Raw genomic sequence first — 14,720 nt, 5'->3', positions numbered from 1 at the left:
GCGAGAGAAAAGGGAGCGTTTTCATGACCAAAGAGATTGTTCTGATCCACGGTGCCTTTGCGGGGCCATGGTGTATGCAGGATTATGCCGGGTTTTTCCGCGACCGGGGCTGGACCGTTCACACCCCCGCGCTGCGCTATCACGGCGGGGACCCCAAGGCGAACCCTGACCCGCGCCTGACCGATACCAGCGTGATGGACTATGCCAACGACATAGCAGAGTTCGTGCAGGGGTTGGACAGCAAACCGGTTCTGTTGGGCCACGCCATCGCCGGAGTTGTGGCGCAGCAGGTGGCCTCACGCGGGTTGGCCAGTGCGATTGTCCTGATCAACCCGAACGCGCCTTGGGGCACCTTGCCCGAAACCGATGACGAACGCGCCATCCCGCGTGCGTTGATGGAGGGCGGGGCGTTCTGGAAACAGCCCATGCGGGTCGAGTTCGACCTGATGGCCCCCTTCGCGCTGAACAAAATGCCCGAGGCGCAACAGCACGCGGTGTTCGACCGTTTGGGCGCCGAAAGCGGGCGGGTGATGTTCGAGATGTTTTTTTGGATGTTCGACGATCACCACGCGATGAAGGTCGATATCGACAAGGTCGACTGCCCAGTGCTGGTCGTATCAGGGACTGAGGACAGGGCGGTGAACCCCAACACCTGCCGCGCCCTGGCCGATTTGTATGGTGACCGAGCGACTTTCATGCCCGTCGAGAACCACGCGCATTTCTTGTTTATGGAGCCCGGCTGGGAAAAGCCCGCCGCGCAGATCGCGGACTGGCTGGAGAAGAAGGTGGGCTAGCCCGCCCACCTTAAGCGTTCAGTTGTTGGTCGAGAACGTGCTCTGCGGTTTCCACTTCATCGTGCCGTCGTCCTCACGGTGACAACGCAGCAGGCGTTCCTGGATCGTGCTGACCGTCTGGGTAACGGTGTTGTCGCCGACCAGCAGAACAAACGCGTCCTGCGAATAGGCCATGCCGTTGTAGTAGCAGAACTTGGTCTCGGCCCCGTCCGGAATGGGGGATGCGGTGGTCAATGTCTGCTGCGCATTCGCTTGACTGGCCAGCAGCGCAACGGCCAGCCCAAGGGTTAGTGTTTTCATGTCGTCCTCCCGTTCGAAAATCTGTAGTTGGTTTCATTGCGTCTTGGACGCTCGGAACCTCAAATGTCGTTCTTGAATGACGGATTGAGGGTAAGTGTGAACGAGATCAACGGGTTAGGCAAGGGGGTGTTTGTAGGGCGTTTGTGGGAAGGCTTGGCGCTATCCCACCATTGCGTGACGCTAGGCATCATGCACCCACCCTACAGCCGGGTGCGAGAATTGTAACTTGGCTGGACGGGGTTTACGCAAATCTCGCGTCGAGTAAAATGATCAATACGAGCGGTCAAGCCACGCTCGCCGTGTAGAAGTTACTCGTCGTCATAACGAATTTCCCCACCATTTTGGTAGATCAGAGTTTCAATGTCCTCGAGATCATCTATAAGCTTGTTGTAAAAAGTGACGTCTCGCACTTCAAAATCGAATTGACCCCAATAGCATTTTTTGAAGTATTTTTTGTGATTGTTGATGATCATCGCATCCCTGATAATCCCAAATACAGTGTTATCATCATCTTCATTCTTTTTGTACTCTTCGATTGGAAGAGACCCGAGTAGATCTTGAAAATCTTTGACGGTATGCACACCAAACTCGGTGAGTTCTTCAATTAGGCGCTCTGTTGATTTTTCACTCGGGTTCAACTTATTCTTCGAGGCGACTTTCAACCTGTTTTCTTGAGCGAATTTTTCGCAGACTATTAAGACTGAGGTGGCGGAAAGGTAATCGCTTTCAACAGAATCATCTCCCGAATTCAGTCTATGTTTGTAATCGTTTGCCGCTAGAGCAATCCGAGAAAGTTCTTTGTCGATTAGTTCCAAGTTGCCGGACAAAATGTTAAGCCGCCTTTGTAGGTCGGAAGGCAACGCGACTTTTGACTTGTATTTTTGCTTATGCTCAATTTCAGCCCAAGCCTGCTCTAAGGCTGTTCTCACTTGAATTTCGAATGGGATGTCACACGCATCCTGATATTCTGGAAGGTTCCTTCGCTCCTCTCCGAGAGTGCATATCAAGTGCAAAGAGCGGTACCCAACTTTTTGAACGTCAGTAGGCTTTCGCCTATCAACAGAGTTTTTTTCATCAACTTTGAAATACTCGCGAAGGGTTTTTTCGAATAACTCAATTTCATGCTCAAGGTACAGTACAACCCGGAAACCAACAATGTCCGTCATTTGTTGGAACGGACTATCATATTTCTTCCGTTCAAACTTTGACACTGCGCTGTCTAGGTCTTTTGTTCGAGATAAGATAGGCATTGCCGAAACGCCCGCTTCGGTAATCGCTTTTGAAACCAACCCAAAAATCGAAGTTCTGAGGCTTTCAAATTCTTTTCGTCGGCCTTCGTATTGCGCTTTAAATTCTTCTTTCTTCAATGGACTTCCTCAAACATCCAACTCTTCCACGAACCGCGCATTCTCCTGAATGTACTGGAACCGCAGTTCGGGTTTTTTGCCCATCAGGCGCTTGCTCTTCAGTGTGGTCAATTTTGATCTCACCTATTCGATTTATTGAACTCATAAAACGCGTTATGCAGCGACACAAATGCACTATTGGGCTCAACAGGTGAGGCGTTGAACAACACGACAACGGTCTCTCCTTCCGAAAATCGAAAGACGGTTGTGAAGATGCCTCGAACCCCGCCCCAATGGGTCAGATGCTGGCCGTTCTCTTCCGGCCAGACATGCCAGCCCGACGCGTAGAAATCACTTTTTTCGTCTTGTGATGCCGTCGCCTCGAAAAACGGTTTGGGCGTCGAGGCCATGGTCCAGACCGCCTCGGCAGTGCCGATTGCCCCACCAGCGATACCCAAGCCTGAAAGCCAGCCTTGATCGTCCTCTGAACTCAGCACGCGGGTCCAACCGTCGCTGCGAAGTTCCCAATTGGCCCCGGCGGGCCCCTCCAGATGGATATCGGCAACCTGCTGCAGGGCGTCTTCAACGTCCGCCCCCAGCAGATCGGTCAGAAGGCAGAAGCCAACATTCGAGTACGCCGTCTTGTTGCCCGGCGTGTGATCCAACGGCATGGTTTGCCACACGGTCCGGGCCACTTTGGCGCAACTGGCCGACCAGTCGAGGCCAAGCCGATCGGGCGCGAAGATCGGATCGAAACTGATAGTTCTATCGAACCCACCCGTATGCGCCAAAAGCTGCCGCGCCGATACTTGTGCGGCCCGCGGGTCATGCGGCGGAGGCAGGTCGGCAAGCTCGGCTATGGGACGATCCAGGTCGATTTGGCCACGTTCCTCGGCTTTGATCAGTGCTCTGGCTGCGATGGGTTTTGTGACCGAGGCCAGGCGAAATGGCTGGTCGGTCGACATGGGCGTGTTCTCAATCGGGTCTGACACGCCAAACGCCACGACTTTGGGCTCTGCATCCGAGGGGCCGTAGGCCAGCACAGCCCCCGGAATATTATGTGTCTGAAGAAAGGACTCGACGATGTCTTCAACAGTGGCCGGTTCGCGGTAGCGACCCGCGAACATCACAATCACACCAGCGAGAACAAGAATACCAGTTGACCAGCACAGTCTTGCCTTACGTGATTTGAACATTTGGCCTCTGCACTGATTGATGTCTTTCGCGTTCGATCGTCTTAGACGTCCAACTCCTCCACAAACCGCGCGTTTTCCTGAATGTACTGGAACCGCAGTTCGGGTTTTTTGCCCATCAGGCGCTCGACCAGATCGCCGGTCTCGCCGGGTTCGTCCTCGTCGATGGTGACGCGGATTAGCTTGCGCGAGGCCGGGTCCATCGTAGTTTCTTTCAGGTCCTTGGCGTCCATTTCGCCCAGACCCTTGAAGCGTGACACGTCGATCTTGCCCTTGCCGCCCAGACCTTTCTCAAGCCATTCGTCGCGCTCGGCCTCGTCCAGGCAATAGACGCGTTTTGCGCCTTGGGTCAGACGGTAGAGGGGCGGGCAGGCCAGATACAGGTGTCCCGCGTCGATCATCGGACGCATCTGGGTGAAGAAGAACGTCATCAGCAGCGAGGCGATATGCGCCCCGTCCACATCTGCGTCGGTCATTATGATGACCTTGTCATAGCGCAGGTCGTCGACGTTGAATTTGGTGCCAAGCCCCACTCCCAAAGCCTGCGTCAGATCGTTGATCTCGGCATTGGTGCCCAGCTTGGAACTGGCCGCGCCCAGCACGTTCAGGATCTTGCCGCGCAGGGGCAGCAGGGCCTGTGTCTTGCGGTCACGGCCCATCTTGGCGGACCCACCGGCCGAGTCGCCCTCGACGATGAATAATTCCGTGCCGTCGCGTGTTGAACTACTACAGTCCACCAACTTGCCGGGGAGACGAAGTTTCTTAGTGGCGGACTTGCGTTGTGTTTCCTTCTCGGCCCGTCGGCGCAGGCGTTCCTCAGCCCGTAGGATGAGGAAGTCCAAGATAGCGCCAGCGGATTTCGTGTCGGCAGCCAGCCAGTTGTCGAAATGGTCGCGGACCGAGTTTTCGACCAGCCGCTGTGCCTCGACCGTGGCCAGACGGTCTTTGGTCTGACCCACGAATTCAGGTTCACTGATGAAACAAGAGACCAGCGCACAGCCGCCGGTGATCAGGTCATCACGTGTGATCTGACCTGCCTTTTTGTTGTTGATCAGCTCGCCATAGGCTTTAATCCCCTTAAGGACCGCAGCCCAGAAGCCTGCCACATGGGTGCCACCTTCGGGGGTGGGGACGGTGTTACAGTAGGACTGGATGAACCCGTCGCGTGAAGGCGTCCAGTTGATCGCCCATTCGACCTTGCCGGGAGTGCCGAATTTCTCGTTAAAGTCCACGGTACCGGCAAAGGGTTGCTCAGCATAGGTGGACGAGCCATTCATCGTCTCTTTCAGGTAATCCGACAGGCCACCGGGGAAGTGGAAGGTCGCTTCGGTCGGGGTCTCGCCATCGTCGATGGCGGACTTCCAACGGATTTCGACGCCCGAGAACAGATAGGCCTTGGATCGGATGGATTTGAACAGCCGCGCCGGTTTGAATTTGTGATGGCCAAAGATCTCGGCATCAGCGTGGAAAGTGACTGTGGTGCCGCGTCGGTTCGGGGCCGCGCCGACCTTTTCCACCGGGCCTAAAGGAATACCGCGTGAGAACCGTTGTTCGAACAGCGTTTTATCTCGCGCCACCTGCACGACCATCGAATCCGACAATGCGTTTACCACAGATGCGCCCACGCCATGCAGACCGCCCGAGGTCTGGTACGCCTTGCCCGAGAATTTGCCACCCGCGTGCAGGGTACACAGGATTACCTCCAACGCTGATTTGTCGGGAAATTTCGGATGCGGGTCGATCGGAATGCCACGTCCGTTGTCGCGTACGGTCAGGGCGTAGTCGGCGTGCAGTTCAACTTCGATCCGGTTGGCATGGCCCGCGACGGCTTCGTCCATCGAGTTGTCGAGGATTTCGGCCACCATATGGTGCAAAGCGCGCTCATCAGTGCCGCCGATATACATACCGGGGCGTTTTCGGACCGGCTCAAGACCTTCCAGTACCTCAATCGAAGAGGCGTCGTAAGTGGTGGTCGCGCTTGGCGTCAACAGATCGTCGGGCATCGGGGCTGCTCTTGTTTTTAGGTTGAGACCCATTATGGCAGGTGATGTGGTCCGGGGGAAGAGGGGCGCGAGGTGTTGTGGGCGATTGGCTGTGATCTTGATGGGTGACACCTCTGCACGAAGCCGAAGTTATTAAGGTTTTTCCGCCGTCAATCGTACCCCGCCGATCCTTCTTTGTTTCACGTCGCTGACAAATTGCGCGTACATTTTCAGGAAAGTATCCCCCTTGGACGGGTTGCCAGCGCGTTCGGCCTCGGCATCCAAGGTTTGATACATGCTAAGCCGACGCGCCAGAATTTCGCCCCAGGACGCCGTTACATCGTTGGCCGAGGCAACCGAAAATCCAGTTTTTTTCAACACAGTTTCGTATTCGGGAATGCTCAGCAGGGACTGGCAGGCAAAACGTTGGTGGTACAATTCCATCTCATCATCGGGCAGGGGCTCATGCATCACCCAATCGGTAAAGGCGAACCGTCCGCCAGTGCGCAGAACGCGGAACACTTCGGATAGGGCTTTGAGCTTGTCGGGGATATGCAAGAAGGATTCCTGACTGACCGCCGCATCGAAATGCGCATCGTCAAAGGGTATATCCATCGCACTGCCCAGAATTGGATGCACCTGATCCTGTAGTCCGACAAGCGCGTTCAGTTCCTTGGCACCGTCGACGCGGTTGGGGCTGATATCGAGGCCAGTGACGTCAACGTCAAGCTCAGAGGCGTACCATCGCGCAGGTCCACAAAGCCCGGCACAAACATCCAAAACGCGATAACCAGATTTCATCCGGACCTTGTCCGCCAGTCGGGCGTTGGCATTCAGGCCGTCATAGTGATCCTGATCATAAGGGTAGAGCTCTTGCGGGGTCACATCCTCAAGCGATCCGCGAAGGCTTGTCAGCTTGGTCAGAATATGCGGCGCAGAAATTGGGTGGTTGGCATAGAACTCAGTGACAGTTTTCTCCGCCATTTCCATGAGATACTCCCTTACTTGCGTTTCGTCAGCTTAGCCTGACATGGTGGGGCGATCCAGTTTTGTCTCAGAAGGATACGAGTGCGAAACTGGGAGGCGAAGACGCGACACGACAACAGGGCGAGGACCATATGAGCTGGATTAAGACTGTTCCATTTGACGAAGCCACCGGCAAGCTGAGAAAGCTTTACGAGCGGGTAACCGGGCCTGACAACAACGTGGACAACATAATGATGGTGCATTCTTTGCGGCCGCATTCGATGGAAGGTCACATGGCGCTGTACAAGAACGTCCTGCATCACTCGGCCAATAAAGTCCCGAAGTGGTTTCTTGAGGTGCTGGGGGTTTGGGTCAGTTCCCTGAACCAGTGCAGCTATTGCGTCGAGCATCACTTTAGCGGGTTGCAGCGGTTGTTGGCAGACGCGGAGCGGGGCGATGCCATCCGCGCCGCGATTGAGGCCGGAACGCCGGATTCCGCACCGCTGGACAACGCCCAGATCGCTGCTATGTGCTATGCGCGCAAGCTAACCGAAGCACCTGCGCAGATGGTTCAGGCTGATGTTCGCGCCCTGCGGGACGCCGGGTGGGACGATGGCGAGATCCTCGAGATCAATCAGGTCTGCGCGTATTTCTCATACGCGAACAGAACGGTTCTTGGGCTTGGATGTTCTACCACAGGCGACGTTCTGGGTCTTTCACCCAACAACTCGGATGATCCGGCGGATTGGGGGCATAGCTAGAAATCTGCCGCAGCGTGTTGAACTTCATTAGTGGAAAGTTTCCTACGCTACGGCTCAAAAATTTGACCCGTGTCAAAGCGAAAATCTGCGCCTTTTGCTAGACGTTCCTGCGGATAGTGAAAAAGGAAAAATTGAATGGAAGCAGCGGCACAAATTGAACAAAAACAATCCTCTGTCAAAATTGTCCCAACACCCAATCCTGAGCCATCGCAACCCAGCCCCGAGCGAATTCGGCAGGCGTTCGAAAGCGGAAAGTATCCCTATGATCGCAAGATGGCGCGGGGCAAGTACGAGGCGCAAAAGGCGCAATTGCAGGCCGAATTGCTTAAGGTGCAGCTTTGGGCGCAAGAGACGGGGCAACGCTTTGTTCTGCTGTTCGAAGGGCGTGATGCGGCAGGCAAAGGCGGTACGATCAAGCGGTTTATGGAACACCTGAACCCAAGGCAAGCCCGCGTCGTGGCCTTGAACAAGCCGACCTGGGAAGAGAAAGGCCAGTGGTATTATCAGCGCTATATTCAGGAACTACCTACGGTCGGTGAAATGGTGTTCTACGACCGCTCTTGGTACAACCGTGCGGGCGTTGAGAGGGTCATGGGCTTTTGTTCGCCCAACGAGTACCTTGAGTTCATGCGACAGACGCCCGAGTTGGAGCGGATGTTGGTCCGCTCGGGTATTCAGCTCTACAAATATTGGTTCTCGGTCACGCAGCCGGAACAACAGCGCCGCTTCAAAAGCCGGGAAACCGACCCGTTGAAGCAATGGAAGCTGTCGCCCATCGACAAGGCGAGCCTGGATAAATGGGACGACTATACCGAAGCGAAAGAGGCGATGTTCTTCTATACCGACACCGCCGACGCGCCTTGGACCATCGTCAAGTCGAACGACAAGAAACGTGCGCGTCTGAACTGTATGCGCCACTTTTTGTCGACGCTGGATTACCCGGACAAGGACCACAATATCGTGGGCCAGCCCGATCCCATGATCGTAGGGCAGGCGCATCACGTCATTCATCAGTCCGAGCATATTTTGGGCACCTCCCTGCATCCTGACGCGCGATGAACCAAGCGGCCAATTGCCGGCAGCACTAGTCTCACCTTGAAATTTCACTGATCACCTCTTGTCCCGGCCTCAGGCCGGGCATAAGGCTGGTGAAATGAATAAGGTAATGACATATCGCGCCCACTTCCGGGCCATTGCAGTTCTGGGTCTGCCGCTGGTCGGCGGGCATCTGGCGCAGTTTGCCATTGGTTTGACCGATACGATCATGCTGGGCTGGTACGGGGTCGAGGCTTTGGCCGCAGTGACGCTGGCCAGTAGCTTTTATTTCGTGCTGTTCCTGTTTGGCGGCGGTTTCGGACTAGCGGTGATGCCCATGGTGGCGACTGCGGCCGCCGAAGAGGATGAGACCAGCATTCGCCGCTCGACCCGTATGGGGGTGTGGCTGTCCTTGTTATACGCCGTGCTGGTTATGCCTTTGCTGTGGTGGTCCCACCCGATTTTGATTGCTGCAGGGCAAGATCCGCAGGTGGCTGAAACCGCATCGCAATATCTGCGTGTTGCGGGATGGGGACTGTTCCCGGCGCTGGTGGTTATGGTGCTGAAATCTTATCTGGCCGCTTTGGAGCGCACGCAGATCGTTTTGTGGATCACTGTGACGGCCGCTGTCGTCAACGCACTGACCAACTATGCGCTGATCTTCGGCAATTGGGGTGCGCCCGAACTGGGCGTGATGGGGGCGGCAATTGCCTCGGTGGTGACGCAGATGGTGTCGCTGGTTGCGGTCGTGGTCTACGCCGTGCGCGTATTGCCCGAACATAACCTGTTCCAACGGTTCTGGCGCCCGGATTGGGAGATGCTGTACAGCGTGCTGCGTCTTGGCATTCCCATTGGATTTACATTGCTTGCCGAGGTGTCGCTGTTCGCCATGTCCGCCTTCATGATGGGTTGGATCGGGCCGGTGCCGCTGGCGGCGCATGGGATTGCGCTGAATCTGGCCTCGGCCACGTTCATGGTGCATCTGGGGTTGTCTAACGCGGCCACGATCCGTGCGGGGAACGCCCTTGGGCGCAAGGATCGACCACATCTGGAAAAAGGTGCGAAGGCGGTGACCGTGATGTCTCTGCTGGTGTCTGTTCTGACGATTATCTTGTTTGTGACCTGCGCCGAGCCGCTGATTTCTGTGTTTGTCGAACCCGACGATCCGCAGCGCCCGCAAATCCTGGCCATCGGAACGGGCCTGCTGGCCATGGCCGCTTTGTTCCAGTTGGTCGACGGGGCACAGGTGATTGCACTGGGCCTGTTGCGCGGATTGCAAGATGCCAAGGTGCCGATGGTAATGGCCGGGCTCAGCTATTGGGTGGTTGGGATACCGGCGTCCTATTACTTTGGCTTTGTGCAGGGGATGGCCGGGATCGGCATCTGGCTGGGCCTTGTGCTGGGGCTTGCCTGTGCGGCTGTCCTGCTGATGGCCCGTTTCTGGATGCGCTCGGTTCAGACCGTAGGGGTGCCTGCGGAATAGCCGCGCCTTCAGCCTTTGCTTAGCCGATCTGCCTTTTTGCGCACCAGTACGGAGCGTAAGTCGTGCATCGCCAGCAACAACCGGTCGGTGACATCCTCAAGCTGTTCGTCCGACGCCTTGGATTGTGCCCATTGCGTGGTCAGATTCAGATAGTCGACCGCGCGGTGAATGTCGTCGATATCCCGTTGCGCCAGCAGGGCTTTGCGCGCGTCCATCCAACGTACGATTTCCGCCTGATCCGCCGCTGTCAGGGTGCGCTGGCCCTGTGGCTTGACCTCGCCATTGCGGATGTTGATGACCGCGATCTGATCCATCTCGATCCGCCGTTGACGGTTTTCGGTATCGATCCGAAAAACCGCTGCGCCATTCTCGCGGACACGAAAGTAGTATTCAGGCAGTTCTGCGGTCATCAGGGGCCTCCGGATCAGGTCAGGGACGCGCAAAAGCGCTGGATGCGGGTGCAGGCCTCGGTCAGCGCCTCGTCCGAGGTCGCATAGCTGACCCGGAAATTCGGTGACAGGCCAAAGGCCGCGCCAAATACAACGGCCACGTCGGCCTCTTCCAGCAGAGCGGTGGCGAAGGCCTCATCCGAGTCAATTCTGGTGCCGGCCGGAGTGGACTTGCCGATCAGTCCTGCGATCGACGGGTAGACATAGAACGCGCCCTCGGGCGTGGGGCAGGTGATACCGTCGATCTGGTTCAGCATGTCAACCACCAGATTGCGGCGACGTTTGAACGTCTCGTTGTTCGGGGCCAGGAACGCTTGCGTTCCGTTCAGCGCCTCGACCGCCGCCCATTGGCTGACCGAGCAGGGGTTCGAGGTCGACTGTGATTGAATCTTGCGCATGGCGGCGATGATCTCGACCGGTCCCGCCGCATAGCCAATGCGCCAGCCGGTCATAGCATAGGCTTTCGATACGCCGTTGCAGGTCAAGGTACGGTCATAGAGGCCCGGTTCGATCTCGGCCGGAGTGCAGAATTCGAACCCGTCATAGGCCAGATGCTCGTACATGTCGTCGGACATGATCCACACATGCGGGTGGCGCATCAGTACATCTGTCAGGGCTTTCAATTCCGAACGGCTATAGCCCGCTCCCGTAGGGTTCGACGGGGAGTTGAAGATGAACCACTTGGTCTTGGGCGTGATCGCCGCCTCAAGCTGTTCGGCGGTCAGTTTGAAGCTGTTTTCCAGCGTCGTCTCGACCACGACTGGCGTACCTCCGGCCAGCAGAACCATGTCCGGGTAGCTGACCCAATATGGCGCGGGGATAACAACCTCGTCCCCGTCGTTCATTGTCGCCATCAACGCGTTATACAACGTCTGCTTGCCGCCAGTCCCGACCGAGATCTGTGCGGGCGTGTAATCCAGCCCATGATCACGCTTCATCTTGGCGCAGGCGGCTTGTTTCAATTCGGGAATTCCGTCAGGGGCGGTATACTTTGTCTTGCCCGCTGCAATGGCTGCAACAGCCGCGTCCTTGATGTTCTGTGGCGTGTCGAAATCGGGTTCACCCGCGCTCAGGCCGATCACATCACGCCCCGCCGCCTTCAACTCGGCTGCTTTGGCGGTCATCGCGATGGTTGGTGATGGTTTTACGCGTGACAGTGTCGCAGACAGGAAAGTCATGATGGCCTCAGTTTGTATGTTCAACCTGTCTGTCATAGGGTGCGCCCGAATGACGATCAAGCGATATGAGGCCGAGACATGGAGACCCTGATGACCGACGAAAATGACTGGTATAGCCCAGAGGCAGCGACATTCGGGGACCGGCTGGCAGGCGCGCGCGAGGCCGCTGGTATGACTCAGACCCAACTGGCGCGTCGGCTGGGTGTCAAAAAAGCGACTATTGTGGCCTGGGAAAACGATCTGTCCGAACCGCGTGCCAACCGTTTGTCGATGATGGCGGGTATGATCAACGTTTCGATCATGTGGTTGCTGACCGGCGAAGGCGAAGGTATGGACGCCCCCGTCGAAGACGGCGAGGTCAATATCGAGCTGGCGGATGCGGTGGCCGAGCTACGCGCAATCCGGGGCGAGATGCGCGCCAGTGCCGAACGGGCCGCGCGGCTTGAGAAGAAGCTGCGCTTGATGTCGGAGCAGGGAAAGTGACCGAAACACGGGAAGTCAGGATCAAACGCATGAAAATGCGGTCCATGCGACGCGGGATCAAAGAGATGGATTTGATCCTTTCGGCCTATGCCGAACGTAATCTCGACGCGATGGATGCAGCGGGTCTGGATCAGTTCGACGCGCTGCTACACGAAAATGATCAGGATCTGTATCAGTGGGTCACCGGGCAGGCCCAGCCGCCCGAGGGGTTTGTCCATCTGGTTTCGGAGATCGCGCAGACCTTTCAAAAATAAAGAAAATCCAGCTTAACCGATTCTTGGGGATTTCGATTCATGCTGCCTGAAACAGCGCGACTGAATCGGAGGATCGGATGAGTATGGAAATGCAGGTCTCCGCGCCGGAAACCAAGGGTTTCATGACCAGCTATCTTGAAGCGCTCGCTTTGGTCGAGCGGCTGCACCGTCTGCTACTGGACGTTATCAAGGATGAGTTCGAGCGGGTGGGCGTGTTGGAAATCAACGCCGTTCAGGCCCTGCTTCTGTTCAATATCGGCGATCATGAGGTGACGGCGGGTGAGTTGAAAAGCCGTGGCTATTATCAGGGCAGCAACGTCAGCTACAATCTCAAGAAGTTGGTCGAAATGGGCTATATGCACCACCAAAGGTGTGAGATCGACAGACGCTCGGTCCGGGTTCGGTTAACGCCACGAGGACGCGAGATTCGGGATATCGTGACCGAGCTGTTCTCGCGCCATGCCGAGGGGCTGCAGACCCGTGGCGTGCTTGGGTTGGAGGGAATTGATGACATCACAACCTCTCTGCGCCGGGTTGAGCGGTACTGGACGGATCAGATCCGCTATATCTACTGATCAGGGGTGCAGGTTTGACAGGATCAACCCTTCGAGTTCTCGGATCAGTTTTCGGGTCATGGCGTCCTCGTAGGCGTCAAACCCAAGGGCAACCTCGACAAAGGCGTCTGGCCCCAGAATTACCCAGGCAGTGTAATAGGCAGACAGCTCTCCAACTTGCACATAGCGTTTGTCGCCGTGGCTGGGATCATCCGCGCCGATGACCAGGCCGTTGATGGTGATGCCCGAAGCTTCAAGCGCGCTTTTAGCTTCGCGCGGGTGAGTGCCCAGATTGTGTTTGCCGTCGCCAGACAGATCGAGTGTTCGTTTCCAGCAACTTGTTTGGTCGGACAGCAGGTCAGCCCCAAACAGCATCGCTGAGCCAACAGCCGTACCTTGCGGGGCGGCACTGCGCTTGGCTCGGTTCAGTAATAAGGCGATCCGGTCAAGATCGTTGCCCGAACGTATGGCGATCCAGTCTTGCAACAGACGTTGATGGCCCGGCTCGCTCCACTCAAAAATCGCCAGCCGCACAGGGGCAGCAGGGTTTGACAGCAATAGCTGCACCACTTCAGGACGCTGCAAAGCGGCTGCCACACCGTCAAGTTGCAGCCGGTATTCGTGACTGTCCACCGAACCAGAAACATCCAGCCCCAGCGCCAGAGCTTGTCGGCACTCTGCCGTGGCCGAACCAGCGATCAAACTAATGACAAATGCCAATAGCCGCGTCATCTAGGCGCGAAGTCCTGCAGGACGCCGATTTGCAAGCTTGTCAGTTCACGTTCCAGCTTTCGCCGCATGGCGCGTTCGAAATCCTCGAACCCCTGTGCGACTTCTAGAAATGCGCCAGGCCCGTACAGAACATTGTTTTCGAAGTAGGGAATCAGATGAACTTCGCCCTCGAAATCGGCAGCATTGATAACCAGCCCGTTGACCACAATGCCCTCGAACGGAAAGTGGCGATAAGCGGATGCAGGTTGGAAACCGTCATTATTTGCGCCGTCCCCAGACAGGTCGATGGTCTGAAACAAACATGGTGGTGCTTGCTGCATCAGGGTCGCACCAAAAGCCAAAGCTTGCCCGATGGCAGTGGCCGAGTCACCGTCAGATCGGACTGAACGCTGTATGGTCTCTGCCACCGTTAGCAAATCAGCTTGCGTGTTGATCATCGTCCAGTTCAGGATCATGCGCTGGGTCGAGCGGCTGCCCCACTCATACACAGCCAATGCCACGGGCAAAGGAGAGGAAAAGAACGCCTCGGTCACCTCAGGGGCGATCAGGGCAGCGGCCAGGCCCTGCCGCTGCAGGGTATCCTCGGTTGCATCCACCGAGCTTGAGATATCCATAGCCAACGCCAGGGCCAGGCGACAGGTTTCGGCCCGAAGCGGGCTGGCCAGTCCGGCCAGTCCCAGTGCTGTCAGCCAGCGGATCACCAGTGTCCGGTGCTTTCCATGCTGACCCAGGGTTCGGCGGCTTCCAGCGCGTCACCGTTCTGTAGCAACTCGACCGAGATATTGTCGGGCGACCGTACAAACGCCATACGGCCGTCGCGGGGCGGGCGGTTGATCACCACACCATTGTCCTGCAAGTGCTGGCAGACCTCGTAAATATTGTCGACGCCATAGGCCAAATGCCCGAAATGCCGACTGTCGCTGGGCAGCGCATCGTCACCATCCCAATTGTGGGTCAGCTCAATTGGGCGATCCTCTTGCCCCGGGGGCGCCATGAAGATCAGCGAAAACCGCCCCGCCTCGCTGTCATAGCGGCGGGTTTCCTTCAGGCCCAGCAACTCAAAAAACGCCATCGACTTTTCCAGATCCTTCACGCGGATCATGGTGTGAAGATATCTCAGCCCCATTGTGGCTTCCTTTCCGTTCAGGTGATGGGCTGCAGCTTAGCGCGCGGAAAATGCGTGTCGAGGGGCAGGGCGGACACAATTTTG

The 14,720-nt window shown here is 56.7% G+C and carries 18 protein-coding genes; 8 read left to right on the top strand and 10 right to left on the bottom strand.

Annotated elements, in window-relative coordinates; genetic code table 11:
- The first annotated feature begins 23 nt into the window (after nucleotides 1-23).
- Nucleotides 24-794, top strand: coding sequence for an alpha/beta hydrolase (locus tag ACR0JB_RS18900; protein WP_480790187.1), 771 nt, complete (start codon nucleotides 24-26; stop codon nucleotides 792-794).
- An 18-nt stretch (nucleotides 795-812) separates the two neighbouring features.
- On the opposite strand, the gene ACR0JB_RS18895 is transcribed toward ACR0JB_RS18900, so the two are convergent.
- A complete protein-coding gene (locus ACR0JB_RS18895; protein WP_170359182.1) occupies nucleotides 813-1,094 on the bottom strand; it encodes a hypothetical protein in 282 nt (93 codons plus the stop codon).
- A 63-nt stretch (nucleotides 1,095-1,157) separates the two neighbouring features.
- Here ACR0JB_RS18895 and ACR0JB_RS18890 point away from each other — a divergent pair, with 63 nt between their 5' ends.
- Nucleotides 1,158-1,319, top strand: coding sequence for a hypothetical protein (locus ACR0JB_RS18890; RefSeq protein WP_170505427.1), 162 nt, complete (start codon nucleotides 1,158-1,160; stop codon nucleotides 1,317-1,319).
- An 83-nt stretch (nucleotides 1,320-1,402) separates the two neighbouring features.
- On the opposite strand, the gene ACR0JB_RS18885 is transcribed toward ACR0JB_RS18890, so the two are convergent.
- The 4 genes from ACR0JB_RS18885 to ACR0JB_RS18870 all read right to left on the bottom strand — a co-directional run bounded on the left by ACR0JB_RS18885 (nucleotide 1,403) and on the right by ACR0JB_RS18870 (nucleotide 6,599).
- Entirely contained in the window at nucleotides 1,403-2,461 is a 1,059-nt protein-coding gene (locus tag ACR0JB_RS18885) for a GTP pyrophosphokinase (protein ID WP_170505429.1), read from the bottom strand.
- A 119-nt stretch (nucleotides 2,462-2,580) separates the two neighbouring features.
- Entirely contained in the window at nucleotides 2,581-3,636 is a 1,056-nt protein-coding gene (locus ACR0JB_RS18880; RefSeq protein ID WP_480790186.1) for a serine hydrolase domain-containing protein, read from the bottom strand.
- Between the two features lie 41 nt (nucleotides 3,637-3,677).
- Complete coding sequence (gene parE, locus ACR0JB_RS18875; RefSeq protein WP_170396358.1) at nucleotides 3,678-5,636, bottom strand: DNA topoisomerase IV subunit B; 1,959 nt, start codon at nucleotides 5,634-5,636, stop codon at nucleotides 3,678-3,680.
- Between the two features lie 132 nt (nucleotides 5,637-5,768).
- Nucleotides 5,769-6,599 (bottom strand): class I SAM-dependent methyltransferase, encoded by an 831-nt coding sequence (locus ACR0JB_RS18870; protein ID WP_480790185.1) that lies wholly within the window; start codon nucleotides 6,597-6,599, stop codon nucleotides 5,769-5,771.
- Nucleotides 6,600-6,733: 134 nt separating this feature from the next.
- Between ACR0JB_RS18870 and ACR0JB_RS18865 the strand changes: the two genes are divergently transcribed.
- From ACR0JB_RS18865 to ACR0JB_RS18855, 3 genes are all read left to right on the top strand, one after another.
- Nucleotides 6,734-7,342 (top strand): carboxymuconolactone decarboxylase family protein, encoded by a 609-nt coding sequence (locus tag ACR0JB_RS18865; RefSeq protein WP_425080393.1) that lies wholly within the window; start codon nucleotides 6,734-6,736, stop codon nucleotides 7,340-7,342.
- Nucleotides 7,343-7,477: 135 nt separating this feature from the next.
- Nucleotides 7,478-8,401: a polyphosphate kinase 2 gene (ppk2, locus tag ACR0JB_RS18860; RefSeq protein WP_170396352.1), complete on the top strand. Its 924-nt coding sequence runs from the start codon at nucleotides 7,478-7,480 to the stop codon at nucleotides 8,399-8,401.
- 106 nt (nucleotides 8,402-8,507) lie between these two features.
- Entirely contained in the window at nucleotides 8,508-9,860 is a 1,353-nt protein-coding gene (locus tag ACR0JB_RS18855; RefSeq protein WP_480790184.1) for an MATE family efflux transporter, read from the top strand.
- 8 nt (nucleotides 9,861-9,868) lie between these two features.
- Here the strand turns inward: ACR0JB_RS18855 and ACR0JB_RS18850 are convergent, their stop codons facing one another.
- Both ACR0JB_RS18850 and ACR0JB_RS18845 read right to left on the bottom strand, forming a co-directional pair.
- On the bottom strand, nucleotides 9,869-10,270 hold the full coding sequence (locus ACR0JB_RS18850) for a hypothetical protein (protein WP_170549590.1): 402 nt from the start codon (nucleotides 10,268-10,270) through the stop codon (nucleotides 9,869-9,871).
- A 14-nt stretch (nucleotides 10,271-10,284) separates the two neighbouring features.
- Nucleotides 10,285-11,487 carry a pyridoxal phosphate-dependent aminotransferase gene (locus ACR0JB_RS18845; RefSeq protein WP_170577614.1) on the bottom strand — a complete coding sequence of 401 codons (1,203 nt, stop codon included), beginning with the start codon at nucleotides 11,485-11,487 and terminating at the stop codon, nucleotides 10,285-10,287.
- A gap of 90 nt (nucleotides 11,488-11,577) precedes the next feature.
- On the opposite strand from ACR0JB_RS18845, the gene ACR0JB_RS18840 reads away from it, so the two are divergent.
- From ACR0JB_RS18840 to ACR0JB_RS18830, 3 genes are all read left to right on the top strand, one after another.
- Entirely contained in the window at nucleotides 11,578-11,970 is a 393-nt protein-coding gene (locus ACR0JB_RS18840) for a helix-turn-helix domain-containing protein (RefSeq protein ID WP_170349173.1), read from the top strand.
- 29 nt (nucleotides 11,971-11,999) lie between these two features.
- Nucleotides 12,000-12,224, top strand: a complete 225-nt coding sequence (locus tag ACR0JB_RS18835) for a succinate dehydrogenase assembly factor 2 (protein ID WP_480790183.1) — start codon at nucleotides 12,000-12,002, stop codon at nucleotides 12,222-12,224.
- Between the two features lie 77 nt (nucleotides 12,225-12,301).
- Complete coding sequence (locus ACR0JB_RS18830) at nucleotides 12,302-12,799, top strand: MarR family winged helix-turn-helix transcriptional regulator (RefSeq protein WP_413247476.1); 498 nt, start codon at nucleotides 12,302-12,304, stop codon at nucleotides 12,797-12,799.
- On the opposite strand, the gene ACR0JB_RS18825 is transcribed toward ACR0JB_RS18830, so the two are convergent.
- The 3 genes from ACR0JB_RS18825 to ACR0JB_RS18815 are packed head-to-tail and all read right to left on the bottom strand — an operon-like array spanning nucleotide 12,800 to nucleotide 14,636.
- Entirely contained in the window at nucleotides 12,800-13,510 is a 711-nt protein-coding gene (locus tag ACR0JB_RS18825; RefSeq protein ID WP_170396346.1) for a DUF1194 domain-containing protein, read from the bottom strand.
- Nucleotides 13,507-14,211 (bottom strand): DUF1194 domain-containing protein, encoded by a 705-nt coding sequence (locus ACR0JB_RS18820; RefSeq protein WP_170396344.1) that lies wholly within the window; start codon nucleotides 14,209-14,211, stop codon nucleotides 13,507-13,509. The genes ACR0JB_RS18825 and ACR0JB_RS18820 overlap by 4 nt, the downstream gene beginning before the upstream one ends.
- Nucleotides 14,208-14,636 carry a VOC family protein gene (locus ACR0JB_RS18815; protein ID WP_170349169.1) on the bottom strand — a complete coding sequence of 143 codons (429 nt, stop codon included), beginning with the start codon at nucleotides 14,634-14,636 and terminating at the stop codon, nucleotides 14,208-14,210. Before ACR0JB_RS18815 ends, ACR0JB_RS18820 begins: the two co-directional genes overlap by 4 nt.
- Nucleotides 14,637-14,720 lie beyond the last annotated feature (84 nt).

Source organism: Ruegeria sp. BI7, from assembly GCF_056537925.1.
This window is presented reverse-complemented; position numbering and strand designations above follow the sequence as displayed.

Bases quoted from the DNA above. Each gene is read 5' to 3' on its own strand.
- ACR0JB_RS18900 (WP_480790187.1), top strand. From the start codon at position 24: ATGACCAAAGAGATTGTTCTGATCCACGGTGCCTTTGCGGGGCCATGG.
- ACR0JB_RS18895 (WP_170359182.1), bottom strand. From the start codon at position 1,094: ATGAAAACACTAACCCTTGGGCTGGCCGTTGCGCTGCTGGCCAGTCAA.
- ACR0JB_RS18890 (WP_170505427.1), top strand. From the start codon at position 1,158: ATGTCGTTCTTGAATGACGGATTGAGGGTAAGTGTGAACGAGATCAAC.
- ACR0JB_RS18880 (WP_480790186.1), bottom strand. From the start codon at position 3,636: ATGTTCAAATCACGTAAGGCAAGACTGTGCTGGTCAACTGGTATTCTT.
- parE (WP_170396358.1), bottom strand. From the start codon at position 5,636: ATGCCCGACGATCTGTTGACGCCAAGCGCGACCACCACTTACGACGCC.
- ACR0JB_RS18870 (WP_480790185.1), bottom strand. From the start codon at position 6,599: ATGGCGGAGAAAACTGTCACTGAGTTCTATGCCAACCACCCAATTTCT.
- ACR0JB_RS18865 (WP_425080393.1), top strand. From the start codon at position 6,734: ATGAGCTGGATTAAGACTGTTCCATTTGACGAAGCCACCGGCAAGCTG.
- ppk2 (WP_170396352.1), top strand. From the start codon at position 7,478: ATGGAAGCAGCGGCACAAATTGAACAAAAACAATCCTCTGTCAAAATT.
- ACR0JB_RS18855 (WP_480790184.1), top strand. From the start codon at position 8,508: ATGACATATCGCGCCCACTTCCGGGCCATTGCAGTTCTGGGTCTGCCG.
- ACR0JB_RS18850 (WP_170549590.1), bottom strand. From the start codon at position 10,270: ATGACCGCAGAACTGCCTGAATACTACTTTCGTGTCCGCGAGAATGGC.
- ACR0JB_RS18845 (WP_170577614.1), bottom strand. From the start codon at position 11,487: ATGACTTTCCTGTCTGCGACACTGTCACGCGTAAAACCATCACCAACC.
- ACR0JB_RS18840 (WP_170349173.1), top strand. From the start codon at position 11,578: ATGACCGACGAAAATGACTGGTATAGCCCAGAGGCAGCGACATTCGGG.
- ACR0JB_RS18835 (WP_480790183.1), top strand. From the start codon at position 12,000: ATGAAAATGCGGTCCATGCGACGCGGGATCAAAGAGATGGATTTGATC.
- ACR0JB_RS18830 (WP_413247476.1), top strand. From the start codon at position 12,302: ATGAGTATGGAAATGCAGGTCTCCGCGCCGGAAACCAAGGGTTTCATG.
- ACR0JB_RS18825 (WP_170396346.1), bottom strand. From the start codon at position 13,510: ATGACGCGGCTATTGGCATTTGTCATTAGTTTGATCGCTGGTTCGGCC.
- ACR0JB_RS18815 (WP_170349169.1), bottom strand. From the start codon at position 14,636: ATGGGGCTGAGATATCTTCACACCATGATCCGCGTGAAGGATCTGGAA.